This is a genomic window from Rhizobium sp. SL42 (assembly GCF_021729845.1).
GTDB lineage: Bacteria > Pseudomonadota > Alphaproteobacteria > Rhizobiales > Rhizobiaceae > Allorhizobium.
This window is the reverse complement of record NZ_CP063397.1, coordinates 1,112,720-1,136,508: the sequence shown is the minus strand read 5'-3', so window position 1 is coordinate 1,136,508 and position 23,789 is coordinate 1,112,720. Positions and strand designations below refer to the sequence as shown.

Genomic DNA, 23,789 nt, shown 5'->3' with positions numbered 1-23,789 from the left:
GCCGGATCACTGGCCAGGTCACTGGCCGGGCAGGATGCGCACCGAATAGAGGTTGACGCCGCGACCGCCGCCCGACAGATCGGCATTGACGACCAGGCGGCCAGCGCTGGCGGGTGCCATTCCGCTGTCGAAACTGACCCGGAACAGGGCGTCCAGCTTTTGCGGATTGATGGTGAAGCGATGGCGGGGGCAGGCACCAAGACGGGAAAAATCGCAGTCGACAGAAATCTGCACCGGCTTGTCATCGGCCGATTGCAAGGTTAACGCGATCGTCGACGTGCGACCGGCCAACTCGCGCAATACGTCGGCGGGCACCGTGATTTCGATCGCGCCGTCGGCGTCACCGCTGCGCGAACCAAGGCGAACCGCCGTTCCGTCGCTCGCCGTCACGACATCGACCATGCCATTGGCACGCGGACGGATGGCCGCGATCTGCTGAGGCTCGAACACATCGATCCAGTCATCGGAAAACCCGCCGCGGCTGTCGAGGGCCTGGGGGCCCTGTGGTGCCTGCGGCGCGCTTTCGGGTCCGTTGAAATCCTCTTCCTCGGCGCGCGGCGGCGGATTGGGGACGCTGGTATCGCGCTCGGCATCGGTGAGCAACAGATCCGAGGAATACACCCACCAGGCCGCCGTTCCGGCGCCCGCCAGGAGAATGGCCAGAATAAACAGGCGTGAAAAAAAGCCGCGACGCCGGCGCGGCTTGCGCAGCGGCGCTTCGGACCGCATGTCCGGCATGGGTCCATCGGCATCCGAGGATTGTTCACGCTCGTCGCGCGGCGAGGCATAGAGGTCGTCGTCATCGAATACCGGATCACGGTCGATGTCACGATCGGTCGCGCCGGCACTCCGGGCGGAGGCGGGAGACGCGGCAAATGCAGGTTCCGCGCGGGAGCCCTGCGCTGAGACCGGGGTCCGTGCCTCGGTCGGGGCCGGAGCCGGTGTCTGCATCTGCGTCGAGACAGCTGGTGCGGCATCGCCAGCCTGCGCCGGCGTGGAGCTTGGTGCCACATCGGGTGGCGAGACGGTCATATCGAGGCGCGCACGCTCCTCAAGCTCGACCTCATGGATCAGCGTTTCGAGCTTGCGCCGCTGATAGTTGACGGTCTCGACATCATTGATGTTCTGCTTGCGCAGGCCGCTCTCCAAAGCCTGGCGGGCCGACTGGTATATGCGCGCGCGCGTTTCGGCGTTAGATCGATCCGCACGCTCCAGCGCGTTCCTGATGGCTGTCTCCAATCCGTTCACTGGCCGCCATACTCCTCTGGGGTTCGCCCCTGCAACATCGTCATACTGGTAACGATTCGGTAACCGCTGACTTTTTCATCTGCAAGCCCAGAAAGCCGAACTGAGCGACAATAAACACAGGAATGCGACCGATGCGAGACTTTCCGATCGCGTCTGCCGCGATCCGGTCTGCATCCGGGCTGCCGCCAAGACCCGGATCTTGGAGCCTGCCGGCTCTGGCGAGCATCCTTGCACTCGAAGCCAAGTTCATATCGATCCCGCCTTCCCTCGGCACCGGGCTTCTGCTAATCAATTGACGTTTTCGTAAACGTAACTTCATGGGAGGTGAAGTGATGGCCCTGCCACCAATCCTGAAAGACAATCTGAGGCTTCCTGTCGTCGCCTCGCCGCTGTTCATCATTTCGCACCCCCAGCTGACGCTTGCCCAGTGCAAGGCCGGTATCGTCGGCTCCTTTCCGGCGCTCAATGCCCGCCCGGAAGCCCAGCTCGACGAATGGCTGGCCGAGATCACCGAGGAATTGGCGGCGCATGATGCGCGAAATCCCGGTGCCAAGGCAGCCCCGTTTGCTGTAAACCAGATTGTGCACACCTCGAACAAGCGGCTCGAGCATGATCTGATGATGTGCGTAAAATACAAGGTGCCGATCGTCATATCCTCGCTCGGCGCGGTGCCAGAAGTGAATGCCGCCGTGCACAGCTATGGCGGTATTGTCCTGCATGACGTGATCAACAACCGGCACGCCAATTCGGCCATCCGTAAGGGTGCGGACGGGCTGATCGCGGTGGCGACGGGGGCTGGCGGCCATGCCGGTACGCTTTCGCCGTTTGCACTTGTCCAGGAAATCCGCGAATGGTTCGACGGGCCGCTGCTGCTGGCCGGCGCGATCGCCAATGGCGGAGCGGTCCTCGCCGCCCAGGCGATGGGCGCGGACATGGCCTATATCGGCTCGCCCTTCATTGCGACCACGGAGGCACGCGCTTCCGACGCCTACAAACAGGCAATCGTCGACGCCAAGGCCAATGACATTGTCTATTCCAACTATTTCACCGGCATTCACGGCAACTATCTGAAATCGTCCATTGCTGCGGCAGGCATGGACCCGGACAACCTGCCGGAGGCCGATCCGTCGAAGATGGACTTCGACAAGGCAACGACGGGCGCCAAGGCCTGGAAGGACATATGGGGCTGCGGCCAGGGGATAGGCGCCGTGAAGGCGGTCGAACCCGTGGCAGATGTCGTCGACCGGCTTGAGCGCGAATATATAGGCGCAAAAAAGGCGATTTGCGGCTAAGCCCTGCCCTGCTAGCGTCCTTGCGCAATCCATAGCGGAGGACGTTCATGCAGTTCCGGCTCCTGCCCCCAACCCTTGCCCTGCTGCTTTGCGGCCCGGCCATCGCACTTGCTGTCGGCGGCGGCTTCAAGGAATTCCAGTCATGGCAGGTGACATGCAGCCAGGCCCGCGACTGCAGCATGCGCCAGTTCATCCCGGACAGCGCCATCAGCCAAGTCGAATTGAAGCGTGCCGGCGGACCCGAAACGCCGGTAACAATCGCGGTTTCGACGGATGACGAGGCTCTTGCAACGGATGCCGGGGGTGCAAGCGCCTCGATCAGCATTGACGGCGGCGCGCCGCTCTCCATTCCGGCGGGCGGCGTCCGTTATGATCCGGTCGGCGCGATGCTGCTGCTTTCCGGCGACTTCATCGGCAACGGGCTTGTCGCTGCGCTGAAGAACGGAACGACAATGCATCTGAAGCTGAGGCACGGCGCGGCTTCCGTCGAGGCTGACATTGCGCTTGCGGGATTTGCTGCCGGCCTGCTGTTCATGGACGACCTGCAAAGGCGGGTCGGTCACACGGATGCGCTGAGCGCTCCGGGCGACAAGCCGCCTTCTCCGCCGATCCCGTTTCGAAACATCGCCGCATTTTCGGCCTTGCCGGAAGCGATCCGCCGCCGCTTTGCCGAAGGCGGCGAATGCGCCGATACCGAGGAAAGCCTTCTGGACGGCAATGCCTTCGCGCACCAGATTTCGGAAAACGAAACGCTCTATGCAACGCCCTGCGGCACGCCGGGCGCCTACAACTTTCCCTATGCGATGTTTGTCGAAAGCTATGGCAGCGTCACGCGCATGGCCTTCCCCGTGATGCAGGAGGGTGCGCCGAGCACCGTGTCCGACGCCTACAATCTCGACTACGATTTCGAAGCGCGTTCACTGACCGCCTTCTTCCGCGGTCGGGGGATCGGCGATTGCGGGACCTATAACGAGTGGCATCTGGCCAGCAACCAGGGCGGGCCGGTTCTCCTGCTCGATCGCGAGACATCGAAAGATTGCGACGGAGACGATCTCGGCGGACCGCAGAACTGGCCGGCGCAATGGCCGCTGAAATGACGGTGCACGCCATTAGCACTGCCGCCATTTTTTGCACATCAAGGAGAAATCCGGCTTGAAATCACGGGGCAATGCCTGTATCAGCCGCATCACCAAACGCGGACGGGCCCTGCCCTTTCGCCGCGTGCCGCTTTAGCTCAGGTGGTAGAGCACATCATTCGTAATGATGGGGTCGCAGGTTCGAGTCCTGCAAGCGGCACCATTCTTAAAAAAAATAGGTCCATCGAAAATGCATGCCGACTGAAAAGTTCTGGCCGTGCGCTGAATTATGTGTCAGTGGACGCCGCGAGCGCGAGTGCCGTAATTCTAGTACGGGCTCGGGTGGGTTGATTGACGTCTCTCCCGCTGCAGCGAGATTACGCTGCCGTTCATTCTTCCCAAGATAGCTGGCGCGCCAAGACAGCCGAAGCCCCGAGATAGGCGGCCGGACCGGCCAGAAAAAAAGGCCCCGCGAACGGGGCCTGTTTCCGAGTGTGGATTACATCCAGTACGGCGGCACGCCGTAGTAATCATAGACCGAGCGACCGTTGTTCTTGTACCAGTCGCTATCATCGTCACGGTAGCGCGGGGCGCCTTCGATCTGGTCCTTGGTCATGTCCAGACGGTACCCGTCCAGTTCCTCGTCGTAGCGCAACTTTTCCCATGGCAGCGGATAATAGTCATCGCCGATGCCCCAGAAGCCGCCGAAGCTGAGCACGGCATAGGCAACGCGACCACCGCGCTTCTCGAGGATGATACGCTGGATCGAGCCGATCCGCTTGCCGTCGGCACCATAAACCGCGGTACCTTCAACCTTGTCGCTGGCGATCAGCGACGGCGTATCCTTGACATAGGGATCGCGACCCTGCGTGGTCTGATTCTGATGCAACATCGGGTTGCCTCCTTTGTTTTTGTCGATGGAAAAGAAACGGATTCGGCACCGGAAGGTTCCTATGTTTCTCGGGCGCAGCCGGCGCACACGAGAATTATTGACGTTTACGTCAAGGTTATATAAGCTCGCGGGGCTTGCACTGGTCCGGCGAAAGCATAAGCTTTACGAGCCCTGAGGAGGAGCTCGCACCGGAACAGGCGCGCAGGCAAGAATGACATTCGGGAGGAATACATGTCGGAAACCTTGAGCCGCCACAGCGGTCGCGCCGCCGAGAAAATCTGGCTCGGCTCCTATCCGTCGTCGGTCCCCGCAGACATTGCCCCGCACGCCCATCCCTCGCTTGGCGCACTCTTCGAAGCAAGCTGCGCCAAGTACAGCGACCGGCTGGCCTTTTCGAGCATGGGCCGCGGCATGACGTTTCGCGAACTCGAGGCCCAGTCGCGCAAGGTCGGTGCCTGGCTGCAGTCCAAGGGGCTTCAAAAGAGCGACCGCGTTGCCGTGATGACGCCGAACATCCTGCAGAACCCGGTGATGGTCTATGGCATCCTGCGCGCCGGCATGATCGTGGTGAACGTCAATCCGCTTTACACGCCGCGCGAGCTGGAACACCAGTTGAAGGACAGCGGCGCCAAGGCGATCCTGGTGCTGGAGAATTTCGCCCATACGGTCGAGCAGGTGCTGGCGCGCACCGAGGTCAAACATGTGATCGTCTGCGCCATGGGCGACATGCTTGGCCTGAAGGGGCATATCGTCAATCTCGTCGTGCGCAAGGTGAAGAAGCTCGTGCCGGCCTGGTCGATCCCCGGCCATATCGGCTTCAAGTCCATGCTCACTGAGGGCGCGTGCCAGACATTGAAACCGGTGGACGTGGTGTCGAGCGACGTTGCCTTCCTGCAATATACCGGCGGCACGACCGGTGTCTCCAAAGGTGCGACGCTCACCCATGCCAATCTTCTGGCCAACAAGCAGCAGATCGCGCTGTGGCTGGAAGCAGCCTTTGCCGACAAGGGCCGTCCGGAGGTGCTCAATTTCGTCTGCGCGCTGCCGCTCTACCATATTTTCGCGCTGACGGTGAATTCGCTGATGGGCGTGGCGCTGGGCGGCCACAACCTGTTGATCGCCAATCCGCGCGACATTCCCGGCTTCGTCAAGGAATTGCAGGGCTTCAAGGCGCATATTTTCCCCGGGCTGAACACGCTGTTCAATGCGATGATGAACAATCCGGACTTCAAGAATCTCGACTTTTCGTCCCTGATGCTGGCGCTGGGCGGCGGCATGGCCGTGCAGCGGCCAGTGGCCGAACGCTGGCTGCAGATGACGGGCCGTCCGATCACCGAGGGCTACGGCCTGTCGGAAACCTCGCCGGTCGCGACGGTCAACCGGCTCGACAGCAATGAATTCTCCGGCATGATCGGCCTGCCCCTGCCCTCGACGGATATCGAGATCCGCGACGAGGACGGGCAGACGCTGGCGATCGGCGAGGTCGGCGAGATCTGCATCCGCGGGCCGCAGGTGATGGCCGGCTACTGGCAGCGTCCGGAAGAGACCGCCAAGGTTATGACCGAGGACGGCTTCTTCCGCTCGGGCGACATGGGGATGATGGACGAGCGCGGCTACGTCAAGATCGTCGACCGCAAGAAGGACATGATCCTGGTGTCCGGCTTCAACGTCTATCCGAACGAGATCGAGGAAGTGGCGGCCATGCATGCGGGCGTGCTGGAATGCGCCGCCGTCGGGGTGCCGGACGAACATTCCGGCGAAGCGGTGAAGCTCTTCGTAGTGAAGAAGGATCAGGCGCTGACGATCGACGAGCTGAAAGCGCATTGCGCGGCAAACCTGACCAACTACAAGCGGCCGCGCTTCATCGAATTCCGCACCGAGCTGCCGAAGACAAATGTCGGCAAGATCCTCAGGCGTGAATTGCGCGATCAAAAATAAATCGATTGAAATGCGACGGGATCAGGCCCTTCAGCGACTTGATCCCGCCGTATGGTCCGCATAATGTCCCGCCATCGTTTTCGAAACGGGGACCCGCCCATGCAAGCCATCATCGATCAGCTGACCAGCACTGTCGCGGCCACACATGCCGACGATCTCAGGGCGGCCTTTGCCGCCGACGGCACGCGGTTCAGCCGCTTCAGCACCGCAACCGGCGACCTGCTGATGGATTATTCCAAATGCGCGGTGAACGACGAAGTCATGGCATTGCTTGAGCAGCTCTGCACAGAAGGCGGCGTGGCAGCAAAGCGCGAGGCTATGTTCTCCGGCGAAGCGATCAACTTCACCGAAGGACGGGCTGTCCTGCACACGGCGCTACGCAACCGGTCCAACCGCCCGGTATTCGTCGACGGCCGGGACGTGATGCCCGACGTCAACGGTGTGCTGGAGGCCATGGGCCGGTTTGCCGAAGGCATCCGCTCCGGCAGCATCAAGGGCGCAACCGGAAAGACGATCACCGACGTGGTCAATATCGGCATTGGCGGTTCGGATCTCGGCCCGGTGATGGCGACCCTGGCGCTTTCGCCCTATCATGATGGACCACGGGCGCATTTCGTCTCCAATATCGACGGCGCGCATATCGCCGATACACTGAAGCAGCTTTCGGCAGAAACCACACTGTTCATCGTCGCTTCCAAGACCTTCACGACGATCGAAACCATGACCAATGCGCAAACGGCACGCGCCTTCATCGCCGATGCGCTCGGCGAGGCTTCGGTCGGGCACCATTTTGCCGCGGTGTCGACGGCGCTCGACAAGGTCGCGGCCTTCGGTATCGATCCGACCCGCGTGTTCGGCTTCTGGGACTGGGTCGGCGGACGCTACTCGATCTGGTCGGCGATCGGCCTGCCGCTGATGATCGCGATCGGGGCTGAGAATTTCGGCCGCTTCCTCGACGGCGCCCATGCCATGGACGAGCATTTCCGTAACGCCCCGTTCCGCGAAAACCTGCCGATGCTGCTCGGGGCGCTCGGCGTGTTTCATCGCAACGTGCTGGGCTACCAGACCCGCACCATCCTGCCCTATGACCAGCGGCTGTCGCGCTTTCCCGCCTATCTGCAGCAGCTCGATATGGAATCCAACGGCAAGAGCGTGACGATCGACGGCAAGCCCGTTGCCGGCGCATCCGGCCCGGTTGTGTGGGGCGAACCCGGCACGAATGGGCAGCACGCCTTCTATCAGTTGATCCACCAGGGCACGAGCGTGATCCCGGCCGAGTTCATGATTGCCGCCAATGGCTTCGAACCGGAGCTGCGCCACCAGCACGAACTGCTGATTGCCAATTGCCTGGCGCAGTCGGAAGCACTGATGAAGGGTCGGACGCTGGCCGAAGCCAAGGGCCAGCTGACCGCCAAGGGGGTTTCCGAGGCGGATGCCGATTTCCTCGCCCCGCACCGCGTCTTTTCAGGTAACCGGCCGTCGATCACCTTTGTCTATGACCAGCTGACGCCGTTTGCGCTCGGGCGCCTGATCGCGCTTTACGAGCACCGCGTCTTCGTCGAAGGCGTGCTGTTCAGGATCAACTCGTTCGACCAATGGGGTGTCGAACTTGGCAAGGAACTGGCAACGGGCCTGTTGCCGGTGGTGCAGGGCAAGGTCGCGGCAACAGGACATGACAGTTCGACGGAAGGGCTGGTCGGGGCTCTGATCGCCAAGCGAGGTCAGTGAAAGACGGTCGACTGCGCTCTGGTTCGCTTCGTTGAACGCCGAGAGTTCAATGAAGCCTACGGAGCGTCCGTCTTGGCCTGTTGCCACAGGTCCGTAAGCGAGAGCCCATTCCTGCCCCAATTGTCGGTGTCCACCTCGTCGATCACGACGAAGACGTATTCTGGATTGCGGCCCAGTTCCTGGACGAGAACCTCGGTCATCCTGCGAATGACAGCGCGCTTCTGATCGGCACTGGCGATGCCTTTTGCAATTTCAACTTTGACGTAGGGCAATTGTTAGCCTCCATGCTTGGAAGCTTGAGTGTAGTCTCGCCAAAGCACGTCGTGCAATGCGCATTGGCGCAGCGGCAGAGATAGCCCAATAATCGCCCCCCGGCAATGTCAGGATCGCCAGGGCTTCAGCGGAATATCTGTCGTAGCCCCCACGCGCAAGAGCCGGGACTTTACGGCAGCTTTCTGTAATACAACCCGACCGGAATCTAGACCGAAATCAGGAAACACAGGACAACGCCGAGCGTTGGCTTAGTGTGTCCGCTGCCCGTTAGAAGCCGATCTCAGCCGCCGTCGGCGGATTGGCCCCTGCCCGAGACACCGTCACCGCCGCAGCCTTGGCGCCAACGGTCAGGGCCTCGCGCACGGCTTCTTCCGACAGCGTCGCAACCTTTTCCTTGGTCAGCAGTCCCTGACGCTTCAGCGAAGCGAGGATGCCGGCATCAAACGTGTCGCCGGCGCCGACGGTGTCGACCACCTCAACCTTGTTCGACGGTACCGAGACCTTGAAATTGGCTGTGTAGCCGGTTGCGCCCTCCGCGCCCTTGGTCAGCACCACGAGCTTGGCGCCGCGCGTCAACCAATAGGCGGCGCGTTCGTCCTGGGTGCCGGCCAAATCGAACCAGTCCAGGTCTTCATCGGAGAATTTCAGGATGTCGGACATGTCGGCCATGCGGGCGATGCGCGCCTGGTGGGCGGCCTTGTCCTTGATGAAGCCCGGGCGGATGTTCGGGTCGAGCGAGATCACGCGGGTCTTGTGCTCGCGGGTCATCAGCGCCTCGTAGGTGGAACCGCAGGGTTCCGGGATCAGGCTGATCGCGCCGAAATGCAGGGCCTCGCAGCTGTCGTCCAAGGTCGGCAGATCCGCTTCGGTGATCATGCGTCCGGCAGTGTTCTCGTCATAGAAGGCATAGGATGCCTGGCCGTTGGTCAGCTTGACCAGCGCGATGGTGCAGGGGCGCGACAGCGTCGCGCAATAGCTGAAGTCGACACCGGAGGATTTCAGCGTGTCGCGCAGAATGTCGCCAAGCATATCATCGGACAGGCCGGTGAAAAAGCCGGTGTCGATGCCAAGGCGCCCCAGCGCAATCGCCGTATTGAAGATCGCGCCGCCGGCATAGGGCGCAAAGGCGCGCTCGCCGAGCGTGGTTTCGCGTGGCAACATGTCGATCAGCGCTTCGCCGCAACACAGGATCATCTCGACCTCCCCGATATCCGTTTCAATCGATTTAAACCAAGTCGGCCGGCTTTTCCAGCGCGACTTTGGGCAAATGCTCAGCCGAGCGACGAAATCCCACCATTGCGACCCGACCAGTCGAGCGGCGCATCGAGGAATGCCTCGACTTCCGACAGGGTTTTTTCGTCGAACAGCTTCTGCTCGCGGGCGACGGCCAGCACATTGCGCCAGGTGGCGATGAAGTGGAGCTTGACCTTGCCATCCTCGAAGCGCTCAACAGCTTCCGGGAAGATGCCGTAGAAGAAGAGCGCAATGCCGTGATCGACCACACCACCTGCGGCGCGCACGGCATCGATGAACTTGAACATGCTACCGCCGGCGGTCGTCAGGTCCTCGATCACGAGCACGCGCGAACCTTCCGGCATGTTGCCCTCGATCTGGGCGTTGCGGCCGTGCCCCTTGGGCGCCTTGCGGACATAGATCATCGGCAGGCCGAGGCGATCCGCAAGCAAAGCGGCGAACGGGATGCCGGCAGTTTCACCTCCGGCAATGCAATCGAACTGTTCGAAGCCGGCATTGCGCATCAGGGTGGCTGCGGCGAAGTCCATCACCGCGGAACGGACGCGCGGATAGGACAGGAGTTTGCGGCAATCGATATAAACCGGACTGCGCATGCCGGAAGACAGCTTGTAGGGTTCGGCCGCATTGAAGTGCACAGCCTTGATTTCCCAAAGCATCTTCGCGACGAGTTCAGCCATGACGGCAGGATCGGTGAATGTGGTCTGGGTCATCCGGCGCTCCTTGAAATGCGGTTCCTGCGCCCATAGCAGGAAGAAGCTGGCGAGACCAGATGCCAGCAGGGCGCCGGCCGTCGGAAGGGGCCGCAATCTGCCAGCCCTGCGGACATGGAACATAACCCGCGCGGCAGAGTTGATGAGCCGCAGGTCACGACGACATGGCGCTGCATGACGGCGCGGCATCGCAGAAGCTCGGGCGTTTCGACGTCGCGACAGCTATTTGCCGACAATCATCTCGAGGCACCTGGCGATTGATGTCCGGGGCCCGAAAACACCAGGAGACGCAGACACGATGAACACCACTCTCGCCATTCAGCCCGTCATCGCATTGGTCGCAGGCATCCTGATCCTGGTTATGCCGCGACTGCTCAACTATGTCGTGGCAATCTATCTGATCCTGGTCGGCATCACCGGGCTTTGGCCGCAACTCGTCAACGTTTGATCGATCGCTCCCGGCCGTGGCCTCAATGGCGGGGCGACGGCCGGGGAAGACGGTCAAATCATGTGGTGCCAGCAGTGTTCCCGGGCTTCTCGCACAGGGTGATGCGATTGCTGAACGGGTCGGTCAACTGCAGTTCCCGGCCCCAGGGCGCATCCTGAAGACCGGGTTTGAGGAACCGATAATCGCGTGCGGTAATCTCCCTGTGGATCGCCACGACATCCGTCACCCAGACGAAGATCCGCGCACCGGGGCTGGCGTCGCCGGAATGCTCGCTCAGATGCAGAATGAGCGCTTCGCGCGACACCTGAAAATAGAGCGGGAAATTCTCGCCGAAGCGGTGCTCCCAATCGACACTCATGCCGAGATAGTCACAGTAGAACTCCCGCGCCTTGGCGACATCGAAAATGCGGAAGATCGGGATGGGCGGGGCAATCCTGGGTGCTGTCAGCGGTGCGGGCGCTACGGCCGGCGTCTCTTCCGTGGCGAGCCTTGCCGCCAGAATATTCCAGTTTTCAAAGCCGAACTGTTCGGCCACCATTTCCAGCGCTTCACTGTGGGAGATCGTCAGGCCGCGTTGCGTCAAACGCTGCCGCAGCGACCTTGCCATGGTCTTTGCATCGCGAAAATCACGCATGTGTCATCCTTTGCAAGAGACGAACGGAGCATCAGCGCCCGCATTGCTGACCCATTCGTCATCTGGCAACCCGGATTGGGCGGATGAGACCGGATAGGATGCATTCACCGTGGCGTTTCCGCTGCGGGCGGCAGGCCGCATCCGGCCCGAGGGAAAACTAGCCGAGCACCCGATGATTGACAAGCGACAGGATGTCCGGATCCTTGCTCAGGCGACATCCCAATGCAGCGGGAACATGGGATCGAACACGGTCACCGTGCCTGCTCCCGTCTCGATCTTCTGCGGGAAGGCGACCTGATCTTCCCGGCGGACGAGCGTGATCGTCTGCTGATTGGCGGGAAGGCCATACCAGGCCGGACCGTTTAGCGAGGCGAAGGCTTCCAGCTTGTCGAGCGCATTGTCCTGCTCGAAGACATGGGCAAGGCAGCTCATCGTGTTTATCGAGGTGTAGATGCCGGCGCAGCCGCAACCGCATTCCTTCAACGGATCTATATGCGGCGCGGAATCCGTGCCGAGGAAAAAGCGGCGATCGCCCGAGGTTGCAGCTGCGCGCAGCGCCAGGCGATGGCTCTCGCGCTTGGCTACCGGCAGGCAGTAGTAGTGCGGACGGATGCCGCCGACGAGAATGGCGTTGCGGTTGATGATCAGGTGATGGGTGGTGATCGAGCCGGCAAGGTTTCTGTCGGCCGACTTGATGTAGTCGATGCCGTCGGACGTGGTGACGTGCTCCATCGTCACCTTGAGTTCCGGCAGGCGCTTGCGCAGCGGATCGAGGACGGTGTCGATGAACACTTTTTCGCGGTCGAAGATATCGACGTCCGGCGTGGTCACTTCGCCATGGACGCAGAGCGGTAGGCCGATCTTCGCCATGCGCTCCAGGGCCGGCATCGCCTTTTCGAAATCGCGGACACCGCCGTGCGAATTGGTCGTGGCGCCGGCGGGATAAAGCTTCACGGCCGTGATCAAGCCGCTTGCGTTGCCCTCTTCCAGATCATCCGGTCTGGTGCCCTCGGTGAGATAGAGAGTCATCAGCGGCTCGAACGTATCGCCAGCCGGGATCGCCTTGACGATGCGCTCGCGATAGGCGCGGGCATCCGCCGTGGTGACGACTGGCGGCACGAGATTCGGCATGATGATGGCGCGGGCGAAATGACGGCTGGTATCGCCGATCACGCCTTCCATCATGGCGCCGTCGCGCAGATGCAGGTGCCAATCGTCAGGGCGGCGGATAGTCAGTGAGCGCATGAAAGTGCCTCCGGCTTGCAGATCTTGCCGCCCTTAGCACGTTCAAAGGCGTGATCAAAGGTTCTCACGCCACCCGATGGTCACCTGATGCGATTGCCAGGCGTTCGGCTTCCTCGGCCTGCTCGCGCTTGTCCTGCTCCATGATGGCCTGGATGCGCGGCAGGGCTCGTTCGAAAGCCGCAACGCAATCCGGATCGAACTGGGTGCCGGCACGCCCGAGGATATGCTCAGCGGTCCGTTCAAAACTCCATGCCGGCTTGTAGGGGCGCTCGGTCGTCAACGCGTCGAAATTGTCGGCGATGCAGACGATCCGGCCGGAGATCGGAATGGCCGCGCCCGTGATCCGGTTCGGATAACCCTGGCCGTCCCAGCGCTCATGATGGCTGGCGGCAATTTCCGAGGCCAGTTGCAGAAGCGAGGAATGCGCCTGGCCAAGAATATCGCTGCCGATCTGGGCATGGGCCTGCATCTGCCGATATTCCGACTCGGTCAGCCGCCCCTGCTTCAGCAGCACGGTATCCGGCATTGCCACCTTGCCGATGTCATGCATCGGGGCCGCCAGGCGGATATCGTGGCAGACCTGCGGCGGCAGTCCGAGTTCCACAGCGATCGCTTCGGAATAGGCCGCAACGCGCAGGGTATGGCGGGCAGTGTCAGGGTCCTTGTAACCGGCTGCGAGCGTCAGGCGATGGATGATCTCCTGTTCGCGCTCGCGCAGTTCACCCACGGCACGCTCCACCTCGCGGCGCAGCCATTCGGCCTGGTCGGCGAGCTGGCGGCGGGCCCGAGCCAAGCTGACGATGTTCTGCACGCGGGCATTAAACTCGACAGGATTGACGGGTTTGGTGAGAAAATCGATCGCACCGGCATTGAGCGCCGCCATGCGCGTGGTCATGTCCTTGTCACCGGTGATGAAGATGACCGGGACCTGGGCATATTTTTCGAAGCGCACGATCTCGGTGTAAAGCTCGACGCCATTGTAGACAGGCATCTGGTAGTCGATGATCGCAATATCGAAATCCAGTTCCGGCAATGCCGACAAGACCGCATCCGGACTGGAATAGGTCAAGGCCTCGCAATTTTCGAGCTTGCCGACGAGCTTCGTCAGAAGCTTCAGATTAGTACTGTTGTCGTCTACCAACAAAATACGCATGAACGCCTCCGTGCCTCTCAGGCTACCAATTTAAATTTAAGGGCGAGGATTTCTTCGCCCAGCAATTCGACTTGTGCCGGCGATGGCGGATGCCCCCGCAGGGCATTCGCCTTTACCGCAATTTCGTTCAGCCCGACGTTGACCGCCGCGCCCTTGATCGTGTGCAGGACACGATCGATCTTTTCCGGGTCCGGCTTCTGCACCGCCTGGTTGAGATCGACCATCAGGGATGTCGCGTCGTCGAAGAACGATTCGACCAGTTCCTGGAAAACCTCCTCGCCGAGCGCATCGACAAGTTCGGCATGGCGCGCCTCATCAAGGCCCTCGATCCCGAGACCCGGCAGGCCCGGCAGAGCCTGGAGCGGCATGACGTCGCTCAAGTCCGGCTGCGGCAGGCCCGGGGCTTCTTCACTGATGTCGGCCGTGGCCGGCAGCACCGTTTCGTCGACAGGGTTCGTTGCGTCGGCAATCATCTTGCGCAACCTTTCCAGAGTTACCGGTTTGGATTCGAAGCCGGACATGCCGGCATCCAGGCAGCGACGGCGGTCGTCATCCGAGGCATTGGCGGTCATCGCGATGATCGGCGTTTCGGCCGACGGACCGCGCTCGGCGATGATCCGGCGCGTGGCCTCGATGCCGTCCATCACCGGCATCTGCATGTCCATCAACACGAGGTCGAACTTCTGCTGGCGAGCAAGGACCACGGCTTCCGTACCGTCATTGGCGATCTCCACATCCTGGCCGAGCCTGGACAGGAAGCGCGTAGCGACGATCTGGTTGACCCGGTTGTCTTCCACGAGGAGGATTTTCAACCGGGGCAGATCCTCTTCGCTGTCGCGCGTGGCCGTCAGTTTCTTGATGTCTTCGCGGCTGACAGGCACGACGGACAGTTCGAACCAGAAAATGCTGCCGACGCCGACGGTGCTGCTCATGCCGAGTTCGCCGCCGAGCTTTTCGACAATCTGCTTGCAGATGGTCAGGCCAAGGCCGGTGCCACCATACCGACGGCTGATCGAGGCATCGACTTGCGAAAACGGCTTGAACAACTTGTCGAGGCCTGCCTCATCGATACCGATGCCCGTATCTTCCACCTCGAAGCGGATCATCAGCTTGCCCTCGCGATAGAACTCGCGCAGGCGCAACGTGACCGTTCCGTCATGGGTGAATTTCGCCGCATTGGACAGGAGATTGAGCAGGACCTGACGCAAACGGGTCGGATCAGTCCTGACGAACAGCGTGTTCAGCGATTCCGGCAGGTCGAGGATGACCGTGTTCTTGTGATCTTCGGCACGACCGCGGATGATGCTGACGGTGCTTTCGGCAAGCCCGCAGACATCGAATGCCCGCTGCTCAAGCTCAAGCTTGCCGTGTTCGATCTTGGAGAAATCGAGGATCTCGTTGATCACTTCGAGCAAGGCTTCGCCGGAGGAGCGAATGGTCTTGACGCTGTAGAGCGTGTCTTCCGGCAGTTCCGAAAGCTCCAGCAATTCCGACATGCCGAGGATGGCATTCAGGGGGGTACGGATCTCATGGCCCATGGTTGCCATGAACTGCGACTTCGCCCGGTTTCCCGCATCGGCCGCTTCATAGGCCTCTGACAGCTGGCTGGCCATGACCTCCAGCTCGCGGCTGGTTTCGCGAACGGATCTGAGCTGCCGGTTCAGCGTGACCACGAGGAAGACGACGGACACCATCAACAGCCCGAGCATCACGAACGAGGTCCGCTCCAGGCCAAAGATGAGGTCCCGGCTATCGGCACGCTCCTGGCTGAGACGGGCATTGGTGTAGATCAACAGCTCTTGCGTGCGCAACGCCAAGGAAGCCAGAGCTGTCGCGAGTTCATCGAGCTCCGCATCGGTCGGAAACCGGCCAGCGACATAGCGGTCAAACAACGGCTGCTGGGCACGAACGCCTGCAACAATGCCGCCAATCAGATTGCGGATCTGCTGATCGTCGGCAAAATAGCTGCCGAACTTGGCTTCCTGAATAATATCCGCGCGCGAATACAGAATGTCGTAGCGCAAAGCGAGTTCTTCATGAAGCTCGTCGGTCGCGGGCTGATTGCGGACATCGGCCAGGCCGTTTTCCAAAGTCCTGACCTCGCGGTCCAGCTGATAGACCGACCACAGGGCATTTTCGCGCACGCCGTCTTCCATGATCCGGTATTGGCGAGCGATATCGACAAAGAGCAGGATCAGCACAAAGAGGAGCACAGCACACAGGATCTGCAGGATCAAGGCAACGCTGCCCTCACCCGCGACCTGTTTGACTGTTGCCCGCTGGTCTATCACTTGGCGACCTCGATTTCCTTGATCTGCCAGACCGAACGCGAAAAGTACTTTTCGTTGTACAGGCCCGGATCAAGGTCAAACGGATAGACAAGCATCAAAGGACCTTTCTCGCGCACCGACATGCGTTGCCCATCCTGACGCGTTGCCAGGATGGTGGCGATTTCCGCGTCGATCATCGGAATTTCAGCAGAATATTCATTGAGGGCGCGCACGGTGAGGGTCGTGCCGGATGCCCCGGCTTCCTCAAGCACAGCGCGCAGAAGCGGCCCTTCGAAAGTCGTCTTGCCAGTCGTCCACGGGGTTTCGACCAACGCCTTGCGGCTCTCGAGCTTTTCCAGCATTGCGAGATCAAAAGCGGCGGTGTCGCCGACATTGGTGTTGGTCACGGCGCCCTTGACGGTCAGGACGATCAGGCCGGTTGGTGCTTCCAGCGCGAATGCGGAGACACCCGACATGGCTGCAGCCAGCAATGCGATCAGAATGCGCTTCATGGCTCTTTCCTCAGGCTCAGGCCCGGCTCACGCCGATTTCGAGAGTTCGGTATTGGCGCCAAGATGATCGGCAAGGAGCTGGCGGAAAGCCACGGCTTCCACGGGCTTGGTCAGGAAGTCCGTCACGCCGCTTGCTTCGGCGCTTTCACGAAGGCGCGGCTCCGTATCGGCCGTCACCATGATCACGGGTACATCGGCATAACGATCCATCAGGCGAACCGCCTTGACGAACTGCAGACCAGAGAGGCCCGGCAGCATATGGTCGACGATCAGCATGGAAAAGGCATGACTGTGGCAAAGGGCAAGGGCAGATGCGCCATCCGGTTCGACGCGGATTTCCTCGTCGGTCACCTTCTTCGCCAGATGCTTGAGGATCATCGCATTGGTCGGGTTGTCTTCAACGATCAGAATTGTCATTTCACACTCCCCTTTCCGACACCGATCCAAAGCGAGCCATCCCGTTGGCTGTTACCGCCACGACATGGGTGTCAGCGTTAATCTTTCATGGAGGAGTTGTATCAAGAGGAGGCTGAAATTCGCTGAAGCAAATACATACAATTTTAGCGACCAGCGATTTAATTAGAACTTAAGGATTTACAAACATGCAAATCCAACAACTATTTGTAATAACTAGAAAATATCCAAACTAACGTCTGCCTGGCGGCTGTTTTTCAGAACCAGCCGTCCGTTGGGAAGATCGTTTCCGCCAACCTTGGCGGCGATTTCGTCGGGCGTCATGCCGAAACCCTGCCAGCGTTCGACCAGCCGCCGCTCCAATTCGTTAACGGCTGGTGATACCATGACGGTGAAATCAAACAGCGGCGCCAGCAGGCTCCAGGGCTCATCATCCAGCAAGAGATAGTTGCCCTCCGCCAGGATGATGCGATCCTCCTTCGAGATACAGCGGGCAGCGGCAATGGCCAGTTCCCGGCTGCGGTCGAAGACCGGAACGAGAACCTCGCCCCCGGCGCGCACGGCACGCAAGATATCGCCAAGGCCGCGCACATCGAAGGTCTCGGGTGCGCCTTTGCGCGGCAGCAGGCCACGATCCTGCAAGATGCCATTGTCGAGGTGAAAGCCATCCATCGGCAGCACCGTGGCGGCCTGGCCGCGGGCGAGCAACCTTTCGTGGAGGCGGTCCGCAAGCGTCGATTTTCCGGCTCCGGGCGGACCGGCAATGGCGACGATGAAACGGGCGCTGGATTGCGCCCGTTTCTCGATTTCAGCAACCAGTGCCTTGAGCTCCCCGCTCATGCGGCAAGGTCCGCCTGCGGGGCCTCGCGGGCACCGGTCATGAAGGCCACGGCATCCGACATGGTGTAGTCCTTCGGATTGATGACGCACAGGCGCTTGCCGAGACGATGGACATGGATGCGATCCGCGACCTCGAACACATGCGGCATATTGTGTGAAATCAGAACGATCGGCATGCCGCGAGAGCGCACATCGAGGATCAGTTCCAGAACCTTGCGGCTCTCCTTGACACCCAGGGCGGCCGTCGGCTCATCGAGGATGATGACCTTTGAGCCGAAGGCGGCGGCACGCGCGACGGCAACCCCCTGACGCTGGCCACCCGAGAGGGTTTCCACCGCCTGGTTGATGTTCTGGATCGTCATCAGGCCAAGCTCAGACAGCTTGTCGCGGGCGATCTTTTCCATCGCGGCGCGATCGAGCGAACGGAAGACCGAGCCCATGATGCCCGGTTTGCGGATCTCGCGACCGAGGAACATATTGTCGGCAATCGAGAGTGCCGGAGACAAGGCAAGGTTCTGATACACCGTCTCGATGCCGGCCTTGCGGGCCTCGATAGGCGACCGGAACTGCACCGGCGTCCCATCGAGGCGGATCTCGCCATCGTCGGGGATGACCGCACCGGAAATCGCCTTGATCAGCGAAGACTTTCCGGCACCGTTGTCGCCGATGACGGCGAGGATTTCGCCCGGATAGAGGTCGAAATCGGCATTGTCGAGCGCGGTTACGCGACCATAGCGTTTCACAAGTCCGCGGGCGGTGAGAATGGGTTCCGGGGTCATCAGCCTGCTACCTTTCTGATCCACTGGTCGATTGCAACGGCGGAGATAATCAGGACGCCAATCAGGAGATAGGTCCATTGCGGGTCTGTGCCGATGAGGCGCAGACCGAGCTGGAAGACGCCGACGATCAATGCGCCGAACAGCATTCCGAGGATCGATCCACGTCCGCCGAACAACGAGATGCCGCCGATCACAACGGCCGTGATGGATTCTATGTTGGCAAACTGACCCGCCGTCGGCGAGACCGAACCGATGCGGCCGATCAGGGCCCAGCCAGCGAGCGCGCAGATCAGGCCGGACAAGGTATAGACCGAAACCAGCATGCGCTTCACGTTGACGCCGGCAAGTTCCGCCGCTTCCGGATCGTCGCCGACCGCGTAGACATGCCGTCCCCAGGCTGTGTAGTTGAGGACATACCACAGCAGAGCGACGAGCAGTACCATGGCGATGACGCCGTAGGTCAGGACCGCGCCACCCATGCGGACGTTCTCGCCGAAGAATTTCAGGATCGGCGCATTGGCGGCGATATCCTGGGCACGGATGGTTTCATTGGCGGAATAGAGAAAATTGGTCGCCAGAACGATCTGCCACATGCCGAGCGTGACGATAAAGGGCGGCAGTTTCATGCGTGCCACAAGCACGCCGTTGATGAAGCCGCAGGCCGCACCGACTGCAAAACCGCAAAGTACGGCCAGCGAAGGCGGAAGACCGTAACGGAAGGCGAACTGGCCCATGACCACCGAGGACAGGACCATGATCGCGCCGACAGAGAGATCGATGCCGGCGGTCAGGATCACCAGCGTCTGGGCCGCCCCCACGATGCCGACAATCGCCACCTGCTGCAGGATCAGCGTCAGGGTGAAGGCCGAGAAGAACTTGCCGCCGAGAATGGTGCCGAAGGCCGCAAGCGACAGGACCAGAACGATCAAGGCAACTGCCGCAGGGCTCGAATGTAGAAAGTGCTGGAAATGCTCAAGAGCGCTTCGCTCATGGCGATCAAACGAGGCGATCTGGGTCGAACTCTGGGTCAGGACCTTTTCGAAGTCCTGCGCAGTCCGCGTTTCGGGATTGGCCGGCTGCATGGGTTATCCTCCCTGCCGTTATGGAATTCTTTCTACACGAAGGACACGCCCGGCCTACCGTTGATTGGGTTGGGCAGCTGCCTGGATTGGACCGCCGCCGGGGCCGGGCGCTTCGTACATTGGCTGGCGGGATGTCTCCCGCCAGAACTTCGCCGTCAGACCGGGCTGGGGATCAGCCCCAGCACTTGTCCAGGCCTGCCTTGGTGTCGATCGATTCGACGCCGGCAGCCGGCTTGTCGGTGACGAGTGCCACGCCGGTGTCGAAGAAGTTCTTGCCTTCGGTCGCAGCCGGCTTTTCACCGCTATCGGCAAACTTCTTAATCGCTTCGATGCCAAGCGATGCCATGAGCAGCGGATACTGCTGCGATGTGGCACCGATAACGCCTTCCGCGACGTTCTTCACACCCGGGCAACCGCCGTCAACGGAGACGATCAGGACGTCGCCTTCCTTGCCGACCGCCTTCAGCGCCTCATAGGCACCAGCGGCCGCCGGTTCGTTGATGGTGTGCACGACGTTGATGGTCGGATCCTTCTGGAGAAGGTTTTCCATCGCGGTACGACCGCCTTCTTCATTGCCGTTGGTGACGTCGTGACCGACGATACGCGGATCGGTTTCGTCGCCGATCTTATTGATGTCGACGACATCGATGCCGAAGCCCTTCATGAAGCCCTGATTGCGCAGGACGTCGACCGACGGCTGGGAGGGCGTGAGGTTGAGGAAGGCAATGCGGGCGTCCTTGGCGGCGTCGCCGAGGGTGGCTGCCGCCCACTTGCCGATCAATTCGCCGGCGAGAAGGTTGTCGGTCGCGAATGTCATGTCGGCCGAGTCGATCGGCTCCAGCGGCGTGTCGAGCGCAATGACGAGCAGGCCGGCGTCGCGGGCCTTCTGGACGGCGGGAACGATGCCCTTGGTGTCCGACGCGGTCAGCAGAATGCCCTTGGCACCGTCGGCGATGCAGGTTTCAATCGCGGCAACCTGGCTTTCCGAGTCACCGTCAACCTTGCCGGCATAGGCCTTCAGGGTCACGCCGAGTTCAGCCGCCTTGGCGGTTGCGCCTTCCTTCATCTTGACGAAAAATGGGTTGGTGTCGGTCTTGGTGATCAGGCATGCCGATACATCTGCGGCCTGTACCGGCACGGCGAAGACAACACCGAGCGCCAGGGTCGACAGGGCAGCGGTAAGCAGAGATTTCTTCATAGTTTCCTCCCGAAAGTGTTCAGCCAGCTCCTCTGGCCGTCGCATGTCGGCCGGGCCGATCGCTACCAGCCCGGTTCGGCGCCACCCGGCACCGCTCCTCCACGCCGCTATTTAGAACATCAGAACATTTTCGCTGTCAATAAATAAATCCAATTGAATTATTAAATCGCTGTGACATTCTGCTAAGGCTCCCTTACGAAGGAGCGGTCGGGAGGAGCGACCTCAAGTGTCACAGAATGATCAAGCGCAGCTGGCGGAACAGACGCCAAGGGTGAGTGCCGGCGGCGGCTCGAACCAGGTGCGCGTGCGCGCATACAACGAGCGGCTGGTGCTTTCGCTGGTCCGGCAGAACCGTGGCTACTCGAAGGCGGATATCGCCCGGATGACCGGATTGTCCGCCCAGACCGTGTCGGTCATCATGCGCTCGCTGGAAAACGACAAGCTGCTTCTGCGCGGCGAACCGGTGCGTGGCCGCGTGGGGCAACCCTCCATCCCGATGTATCTCAATCCGGAAGCGGTCTTTTCGTTCGGGGTGAAAATCGGCCGACGCAGCGCGGACCTGGTGCTGATGGATTTCGTCGGGCAGATCCGCATGCAGAAGCACCAAACCTATCGCTATCCGCATCCCGACCATCTGCTGCCCTTCATTTGCGAGGGCATTGCCGAGATGGAAGCGCAGATGAGCGAGGAGCACCAGGCGCGCATTGCCGGCATTGGCATCGCGGCACCCTTCGAGCTGTGGAACTGGGCGGAAGAGGTCGGCGCGCCGGACGGTGCGATGGAGATCTGGCGCACGGTAGACCTGCAGGCCGAGGTGGCGAGCCGGATGAGCCATCCAGTCTATCTGCGCAACGACGCAACCAGTGCCTGCGGCGCGGAACTGGTGTTCGGTGCGGGATCCCAGCATCCGGACTTCGTCTATTTCTACATCGGGTCCTTTATCGGCGGCGGTATCGTGGTCAATTCCTCGTTGTTTGTCGGGCGAACCGGAACCGCCGGCGCAATCGGTCCCCTGCCCGTGCGCGACAAGCACGGACAGACACGGCAGTTGCTCGACATTGCCTCAATCTTCGTACTGGAAAACCTGCTGCGCGAACGCGGGATCGATCCGCAGCCGCTCTGGTATGCGGCCGACGAATGGATCGATTTCGGCGAGCCGCTGGAAATCTGGATCCAGGATACGGCCGCCGCGCTCGCACAGGCCGTGATCGCCGCCGTTTCGATCATCGATTTTTCCGCCGCCATCATCGACGGCGGCTTCCCCGACTGGGTGCGCAGCCGCCTGGTGGCGGCCACCGTCGAAGCGGTCAATCGCCTCGACCTGCAGGGCGTCGTCATCCCGGAGATCATCGAAGGCGCGGTCGGCGCCCAGGCGCGCGCCATCGGCGGCGCCAGCCTGCCGATCTTTGCCCGCTACCTCATCGACCAAACCGTGTTGTTCAAGGAAATAGAAAATGCTGAAGGGAATTGATCCGCTGCTGAGCCCGGAACTGCTGGCGACGCTGCGTGCCATGGGCCATGGCGACGAGATTGCCATCGTCGACGGCAACTATCCGGCGCTGGAACATGCGCGACGGCTGGTGCGGCTCGACGGCCATCATCTCGTCCCGGTGCTGAATGCCGTTCTAAGCGTCATGCCGATCGACGATTTCGTGCCGGAGGCGATTTTTCGCTCGACCGTCGGGGGGAAACCGGCGCAGGTCGATCCCGTGCACCAGGAAATCATCGACTGCTGCGCCCGCCACGAGGCAAAAAACGCGGTGACGCCGCTGGTTGGCGCCGACTTCTACAACCGGGTTAAGGCTGCGCATACAATTGTACAGACCGGTGAACCGCGGCTCTACGCCAATGTCATCCTGCGCAAGGGCGTAATCTATCCGTGATCGACGGACCCGAGGTTAGCCCTCGAGCGCCCGCGAGATGCGCTTCGACAGTTCGACCGGGTTCTTCAGCACGATGGCACGGCTGGTGCGCTCGACGAGCTGTTCGCGCGCAAGCCGTGACATTTCCCGTGACACGGTTTCCCGGCTGGCGCCGATATGTTCGGCCAGCTCGGCGTGAACCAGCGGCGGCGAGATGATGCGCTCACGCCCGCCATCGGCGCGAAGGCGCGACAGCCGCAGGAGCGTATTATAGAGGCGATGCTTGGTGTCGAGGAAGGACAATTCCGACAGGCGCTCGTTCATCGCGCGGACGCGCTTCGACAGCAGTTGCAGGAGCGATAGCGCAACATCCGGCCGCTGCCGCAGGATGTCATGGAACACCGCATAGGGGATAACGGTGACAAGCGCCTCGCTGACGGCCATCAGGCTTGCCGAACGGCTCAGGTCGTCGATGGCCGCAAGTTCACCGAGAATATCGCCGCGCTTGAAAGTACCAAGAATCGCTTCCTTGCCTACCGAAAAGCGAAGAACCGCCCGGACTTCGCCCGTCTGAACGATGAAGACATCCTTCGACGCATCTTCGAAGTCGACGAGGCTTTCCCCGGCACAAAGAGCACGTGTGTGACAGCGGGACAGCCAATCACGGTCCTCTTCAAGAGTTAATCCGGAAAACACCGCACTTCCGCGAAGTGTGGAAGGCATCGCCGGAAACGGCAGCAGGGTTGATCCTATCGCAATGAGTTCTTTCATTTAGAAATTACTTGCCAATCTGAGATTTACACATATCAATCCTACATATTCGGTGGCGTCGGCAGATAGCAAGATGGGGAAAAACAAGACCCTTACGATTAGCCTACCAACTTACATTGCAGTTTAACGAATCTCGCAATGCCATGGTGATCGACCCCATCCTGCAGGAT

General features: G+C 61.0%; 23 protein-coding genes and 1 tRNA gene. 8 read left to right on the top strand and 16 right to left on the bottom strand.

Annotation, left to right across the window (positions count from 1 at the left end; translation table 11 throughout):
• Window positions 1–18: 18 nt before the first annotated feature.
• Window positions 19–1,248 carry a hypothetical protein gene (locus IM739_RS05300; protein WP_237370162.1) on the bottom strand — a complete coding sequence of 410 codons (1,230 nt, stop codon included), beginning with the start codon at window positions 1,246–1,248 and terminating at the stop codon, window positions 19–21.
• Window positions 1,249–1,580: 332 nt separating this feature from the next.
• On the opposite strand from IM739_RS05300, the gene IM739_RS05295 reads away from it, so the two are divergent.
• From IM739_RS05295 to IM739_RS05285, 3 genes are all read left to right on the top strand, one after another.
• Window positions 1,581–2,540: an NAD(P)H-dependent flavin oxidoreductase gene (locus IM739_RS05295; RefSeq protein ID WP_237370161.1), complete on the top strand. Its 960-nt coding sequence runs from the start codon at window positions 1,581–1,583 to the stop codon at window positions 2,538–2,540.
• A gap of 47 nt (window positions 2,541–2,587) precedes the next feature.
• On the top strand, window positions 2,588–3,637 hold the full coding sequence (locus IM739_RS05290; RefSeq protein ID WP_237370160.1) for a DUF1176 domain-containing protein: 1,050 nt from the start codon (window positions 2,588–2,590) through the stop codon (window positions 3,635–3,637).
• A 126-nt stretch (window positions 3,638–3,763) separates the two neighbouring features.
• Window positions 3,764–3,839 (top strand) — tRNA-Thr (locus IM739_RS05285).
• A 276-nt stretch (window positions 3,840–4,115) separates the two neighbouring features.
• On the opposite strand, the gene IM739_RS05280 is transcribed toward IM739_RS05285, so the two are convergent.
• Window positions 4,116–4,508 carry a PRC-barrel domain-containing protein gene (locus tag IM739_RS05280; protein ID WP_237370159.1) on the bottom strand — a complete coding sequence of 131 codons (393 nt, stop codon included), beginning with the start codon at window positions 4,506–4,508 and terminating at the stop codon, window positions 4,116–4,118.
• 231 nt (window positions 4,509–4,739) lie between these two features.
• Between IM739_RS05280 and IM739_RS05275 the strand changes: the two genes are divergently transcribed.
• Together IM739_RS05275 and pgi are read left to right on the top strand one after the other, a co-directional pair.
• Window positions 4,740–6,446, top strand: coding sequence for a long-chain fatty acid--CoA ligase (locus IM739_RS05275; RefSeq protein ID WP_237370158.1), 1,707 nt, complete (start codon window positions 4,740–4,742; stop codon window positions 6,444–6,446).
• A gap of 99 nt (window positions 6,447–6,545) precedes the next feature.
• Window positions 6,546–8,174: a glucose-6-phosphate isomerase gene (gene pgi, locus IM739_RS05270; protein ID WP_237370157.1), complete on the top strand. Its 1,629-nt coding sequence runs from the start codon at window positions 6,546–6,548 to the stop codon at window positions 8,172–8,174.
• A 56-nt stretch (window positions 8,175–8,230) separates the two neighbouring features.
• Here the strand turns inward: pgi and IM739_RS05265 are convergent, their stop codons facing one another.
• The 3 genes from IM739_RS05265 to IM739_RS05255 form a co-directional block, all read right to left on the bottom strand.
• Window positions 8,231–8,446, bottom strand: coding sequence for a tautomerase family protein (locus IM739_RS05265; RefSeq protein ID WP_237370156.1), 216 nt, complete (start codon window positions 8,444–8,446; stop codon window positions 8,231–8,233).
• 268 nt (window positions 8,447–8,714) lie between these two features.
• Window positions 8,715–9,641, bottom strand: a complete 927-nt coding sequence (locus tag IM739_RS05260; RefSeq protein WP_237370155.1) for a carbohydrate kinase family protein — start codon at window positions 9,639–9,641, stop codon at window positions 8,715–8,717.
• Window positions 9,642–9,718: 77 nt separating this feature from the next.
• Window positions 9,719–10,411 carry an orotate phosphoribosyltransferase gene (locus IM739_RS05255; protein WP_237370984.1) on the bottom strand — a complete coding sequence of 231 codons (693 nt, stop codon included), beginning with the start codon at window positions 10,409–10,411 and terminating at the stop codon, window positions 9,719–9,721.
• A gap of 298 nt (window positions 10,412–10,709) precedes the next feature.
• On the opposite strand from IM739_RS05255, the gene IM739_RS05250 reads away from it, so the two are divergent.
• Window positions 10,710–10,859: a DUF3096 domain-containing protein gene (locus tag IM739_RS05250; RefSeq protein WP_237370154.1), complete on the top strand. Its 150-nt coding sequence runs from the start codon at window positions 10,710–10,712 to the stop codon at window positions 10,857–10,859.
• A gap of 58 nt (window positions 10,860–10,917) precedes the next feature.
• Here IM739_RS05250 and IM739_RS05245 read toward each other — a convergent pair whose 3' ends face one another.
• The 10 genes from IM739_RS05245 to IM739_RS05200 form a co-directional block, all read right to left on the bottom strand.
• Complete coding sequence (locus IM739_RS05245) at window positions 10,918–11,493, bottom strand: glyoxalase superfamily protein (RefSeq protein ID WP_237370153.1); 576 nt, start codon at window positions 11,491–11,493, stop codon at window positions 10,918–10,920.
• A 207-nt stretch (window positions 11,494–11,700) separates the two neighbouring features.
• Entirely contained in the window at window positions 11,701–12,738 is a 1,038-nt protein-coding gene (gene pyrC / locus IM739_RS05240) for a dihydroorotase (protein ID WP_237370152.1), read from the bottom strand.
• Window positions 12,739–12,802: 64 nt separating this feature from the next.
• Window positions 12,803–13,891, bottom strand: coding sequence for a response regulator (locus IM739_RS05235; protein WP_237370151.1), 1,089 nt, complete (start codon window positions 13,889–13,891; stop codon window positions 12,803–12,805).
• A gap of 17 nt (window positions 13,892–13,908) precedes the next feature.
• Entirely contained in the window at window positions 13,909–16,182 is a 2,274-nt protein-coding gene (locus IM739_RS05230) for an ATP-binding protein (RefSeq protein WP_237370150.1), read from the bottom strand.
• Window positions 16,179–16,673, bottom strand: a complete 495-nt coding sequence (locus IM739_RS05225; RefSeq protein ID WP_237370149.1) for a molybdopterin-dependent oxidoreductase — start codon at window positions 16,671–16,673, stop codon at window positions 16,179–16,181. The genes IM739_RS05230 and IM739_RS05225 overlap by 4 nt, the downstream gene beginning before the upstream one ends.
• Window positions 16,674–16,700: 27 nt before the next feature.
• Complete coding sequence (locus IM739_RS05220) at window positions 16,701–17,090, bottom strand: response regulator (protein ID WP_159946199.1); 390 nt, start codon at window positions 17,088–17,090, stop codon at window positions 16,701–16,703.
• Window positions 17,091–17,303: 213 nt separating this feature from the next.
• Complete coding sequence (locus tag IM739_RS05215) at window positions 17,304–17,927, bottom strand: nucleoside triphosphate hydrolase (RefSeq protein WP_237370148.1); 624 nt, start codon at window positions 17,925–17,927, stop codon at window positions 17,304–17,306.
• Window positions 17,924–18,706: an ATP-binding cassette domain-containing protein gene (locus IM739_RS05210; protein WP_237370147.1), complete on the bottom strand. Its 783-nt coding sequence runs from the start codon at window positions 18,704–18,706 to the stop codon at window positions 17,924–17,926. The genes IM739_RS05215 and IM739_RS05210 overlap by 4 nt, the downstream gene beginning before the upstream one ends.
• On the bottom strand, window positions 18,706–19,788 hold the full coding sequence (locus tag IM739_RS05205) for an ABC transporter permease (RefSeq protein ID WP_237370146.1): 1,083 nt from the start codon (window positions 19,786–19,788) through the stop codon (window positions 18,706–18,708). The genes IM739_RS05210 and IM739_RS05205 overlap by 1 nt, the downstream gene beginning before the upstream one ends.
• A gap of 172 nt (window positions 19,789–19,960) precedes the next feature.
• Window positions 19,961–20,986 carry a sugar ABC transporter substrate-binding protein gene (locus IM739_RS05200; RefSeq protein WP_237370145.1) on the bottom strand — a complete coding sequence of 342 codons (1,026 nt, stop codon included), beginning with the start codon at window positions 20,984–20,986 and terminating at the stop codon, window positions 19,961–19,963.
• Between the two features lie 226 nt (window positions 20,987–21,212).
• On the opposite strand from IM739_RS05200, the gene IM739_RS05195 reads away from it, so the two are divergent.
• Window positions 21,213–22,457, top strand: coding sequence for an ROK family transcriptional regulator (locus tag IM739_RS05195; RefSeq protein WP_237370144.1), 1,245 nt, complete (start codon window positions 21,213–21,215; stop codon window positions 22,455–22,457).
• Window positions 22,441–22,869: an RbsD/FucU family protein gene (locus IM739_RS05190; RefSeq protein WP_237370143.1), complete on the top strand. Its 429-nt coding sequence runs from the start codon at window positions 22,441–22,443 to the stop codon at window positions 22,867–22,869. The genes IM739_RS05195 and IM739_RS05190 overlap by 17 nt, the downstream gene beginning before the upstream one ends.
• Window positions 22,870–22,884: 15 nt before the next feature.
• Here IM739_RS05190 and IM739_RS05185 read toward each other — a convergent pair whose 3' ends face one another.
• Entirely contained in the window at window positions 22,885–23,619 is a 735-nt protein-coding gene (locus IM739_RS05185; protein WP_237370142.1) for a Crp/Fnr family transcriptional regulator, read from the bottom strand.
• Between the last annotated feature and the right edge of the window lie 170 nt (window positions 23,620–23,789).

Excerpts from the sequence above, each read along its gene's own strand:
- IM739_RS05295 (WP_237370161.1), top strand. The coding sequence starts at position 1,581 with ATGGCCCTGCCACCAATCCTGAAAGACAATCTGAGGCTTCCTGTCGTC.
- IM739_RS05290 (WP_237370160.1), top strand. The coding sequence starts at position 2,588 with ATGCAGTTCCGGCTCCTGCCCCCAACCCTTGCCCTGCTGCTTTGCGGC.
- IM739_RS05280 (WP_237370159.1), bottom strand. The coding sequence starts at position 4,508 with ATGTTGCATCAGAATCAGACCACGCAGGGTCGCGATCCCTATGTCAAG.
- IM739_RS05275 (WP_237370158.1), top strand. The coding sequence starts at position 4,740 with ATGTCGGAAACCTTGAGCCGCCACAGCGGTCGCGCCGCCGAGAAAATC.
- pgi (WP_237370157.1), top strand. The coding sequence starts at position 6,546 with ATGCAAGCCATCATCGATCAGCTGACCAGCACTGTCGCGGCCACACAT.
- IM739_RS05260 (WP_237370155.1), bottom strand. The coding sequence starts at position 9,641 with ATGATCCTGTGTTGCGGCGAAGCGCTGATCGACATGTTGCCACGCGAA.
- IM739_RS05255 (WP_237370984.1), bottom strand. The coding sequence starts at position 10,411 with ATGACCCAGACCACATTCACCGATCCTGCCGTCATGGCTGAACTCGTC.
- IM739_RS05250 (WP_237370154.1), top strand. The coding sequence starts at position 10,710 with ATGAACACCACTCTCGCCATTCAGCCCGTCATCGCATTGGTCGCAGGC.
- IM739_RS05245 (WP_237370153.1), bottom strand. The coding sequence starts at position 11,493 with ATGCGTGATTTTCGCGATGCAAAGACCATGGCAAGGTCGCTGCGGCAG.
- pyrC (WP_237370152.1), bottom strand. The coding sequence starts at position 12,738 with ATGCGCTCACTGACTATCCGCCGCCCTGACGATTGGCACCTGCATCTG.
- IM739_RS05235 (WP_237370151.1), bottom strand. The coding sequence starts at position 13,891 with ATGCGTATTTTGTTGGTAGACGACAACAGTACTAATCTGAAGCTTCTG.
- IM739_RS05225 (WP_237370149.1), bottom strand. The coding sequence starts at position 16,673 with ATGAAGCGCATTCTGATCGCATTGCTGGCTGCAGCCATGTCGGGTGTC.
- IM739_RS05220 (WP_159946199.1), bottom strand. The coding sequence starts at position 17,090 with ATGACAATTCTGATCGTTGAAGACAACCCGACCAATGCGATGATCCTC.
- IM739_RS05215 (WP_237370148.1), bottom strand. The coding sequence starts at position 17,927 with ATGAGCGGGGAGCTCAAGGCACTGGTTGCTGAAATCGAGAAACGGGCG.
- IM739_RS05210 (WP_237370147.1), bottom strand. The coding sequence starts at position 18,706 with ATGACCCCGGAACCCATTCTCACCGCCCGCGGACTTGTGAAACGCTAT.
- IM739_RS05205 (WP_237370146.1), bottom strand. The coding sequence starts at position 19,788 with ATGCAGCCGGCCAATCCCGAAACGCGGACTGCGCAGGACTTCGAAAAG.
- IM739_RS05200 (WP_237370145.1), bottom strand. The coding sequence starts at position 20,986 with ATGAAGAAATCTCTGCTTACCGCTGCCCTGTCGACCCTGGCGCTCGGT.
- IM739_RS05190 (WP_237370143.1), top strand. The coding sequence starts at position 22,441 with ATGCTGAAGGGAATTGATCCGCTGCTGAGCCCGGAACTGCTGGCGACG.
- IM739_RS05185 (WP_237370142.1), bottom strand. The coding sequence starts at position 23,619 with ATGAAAGAACTCATTGCGATAGGATCAACCCTGCTGCCGTTTCCGGCG.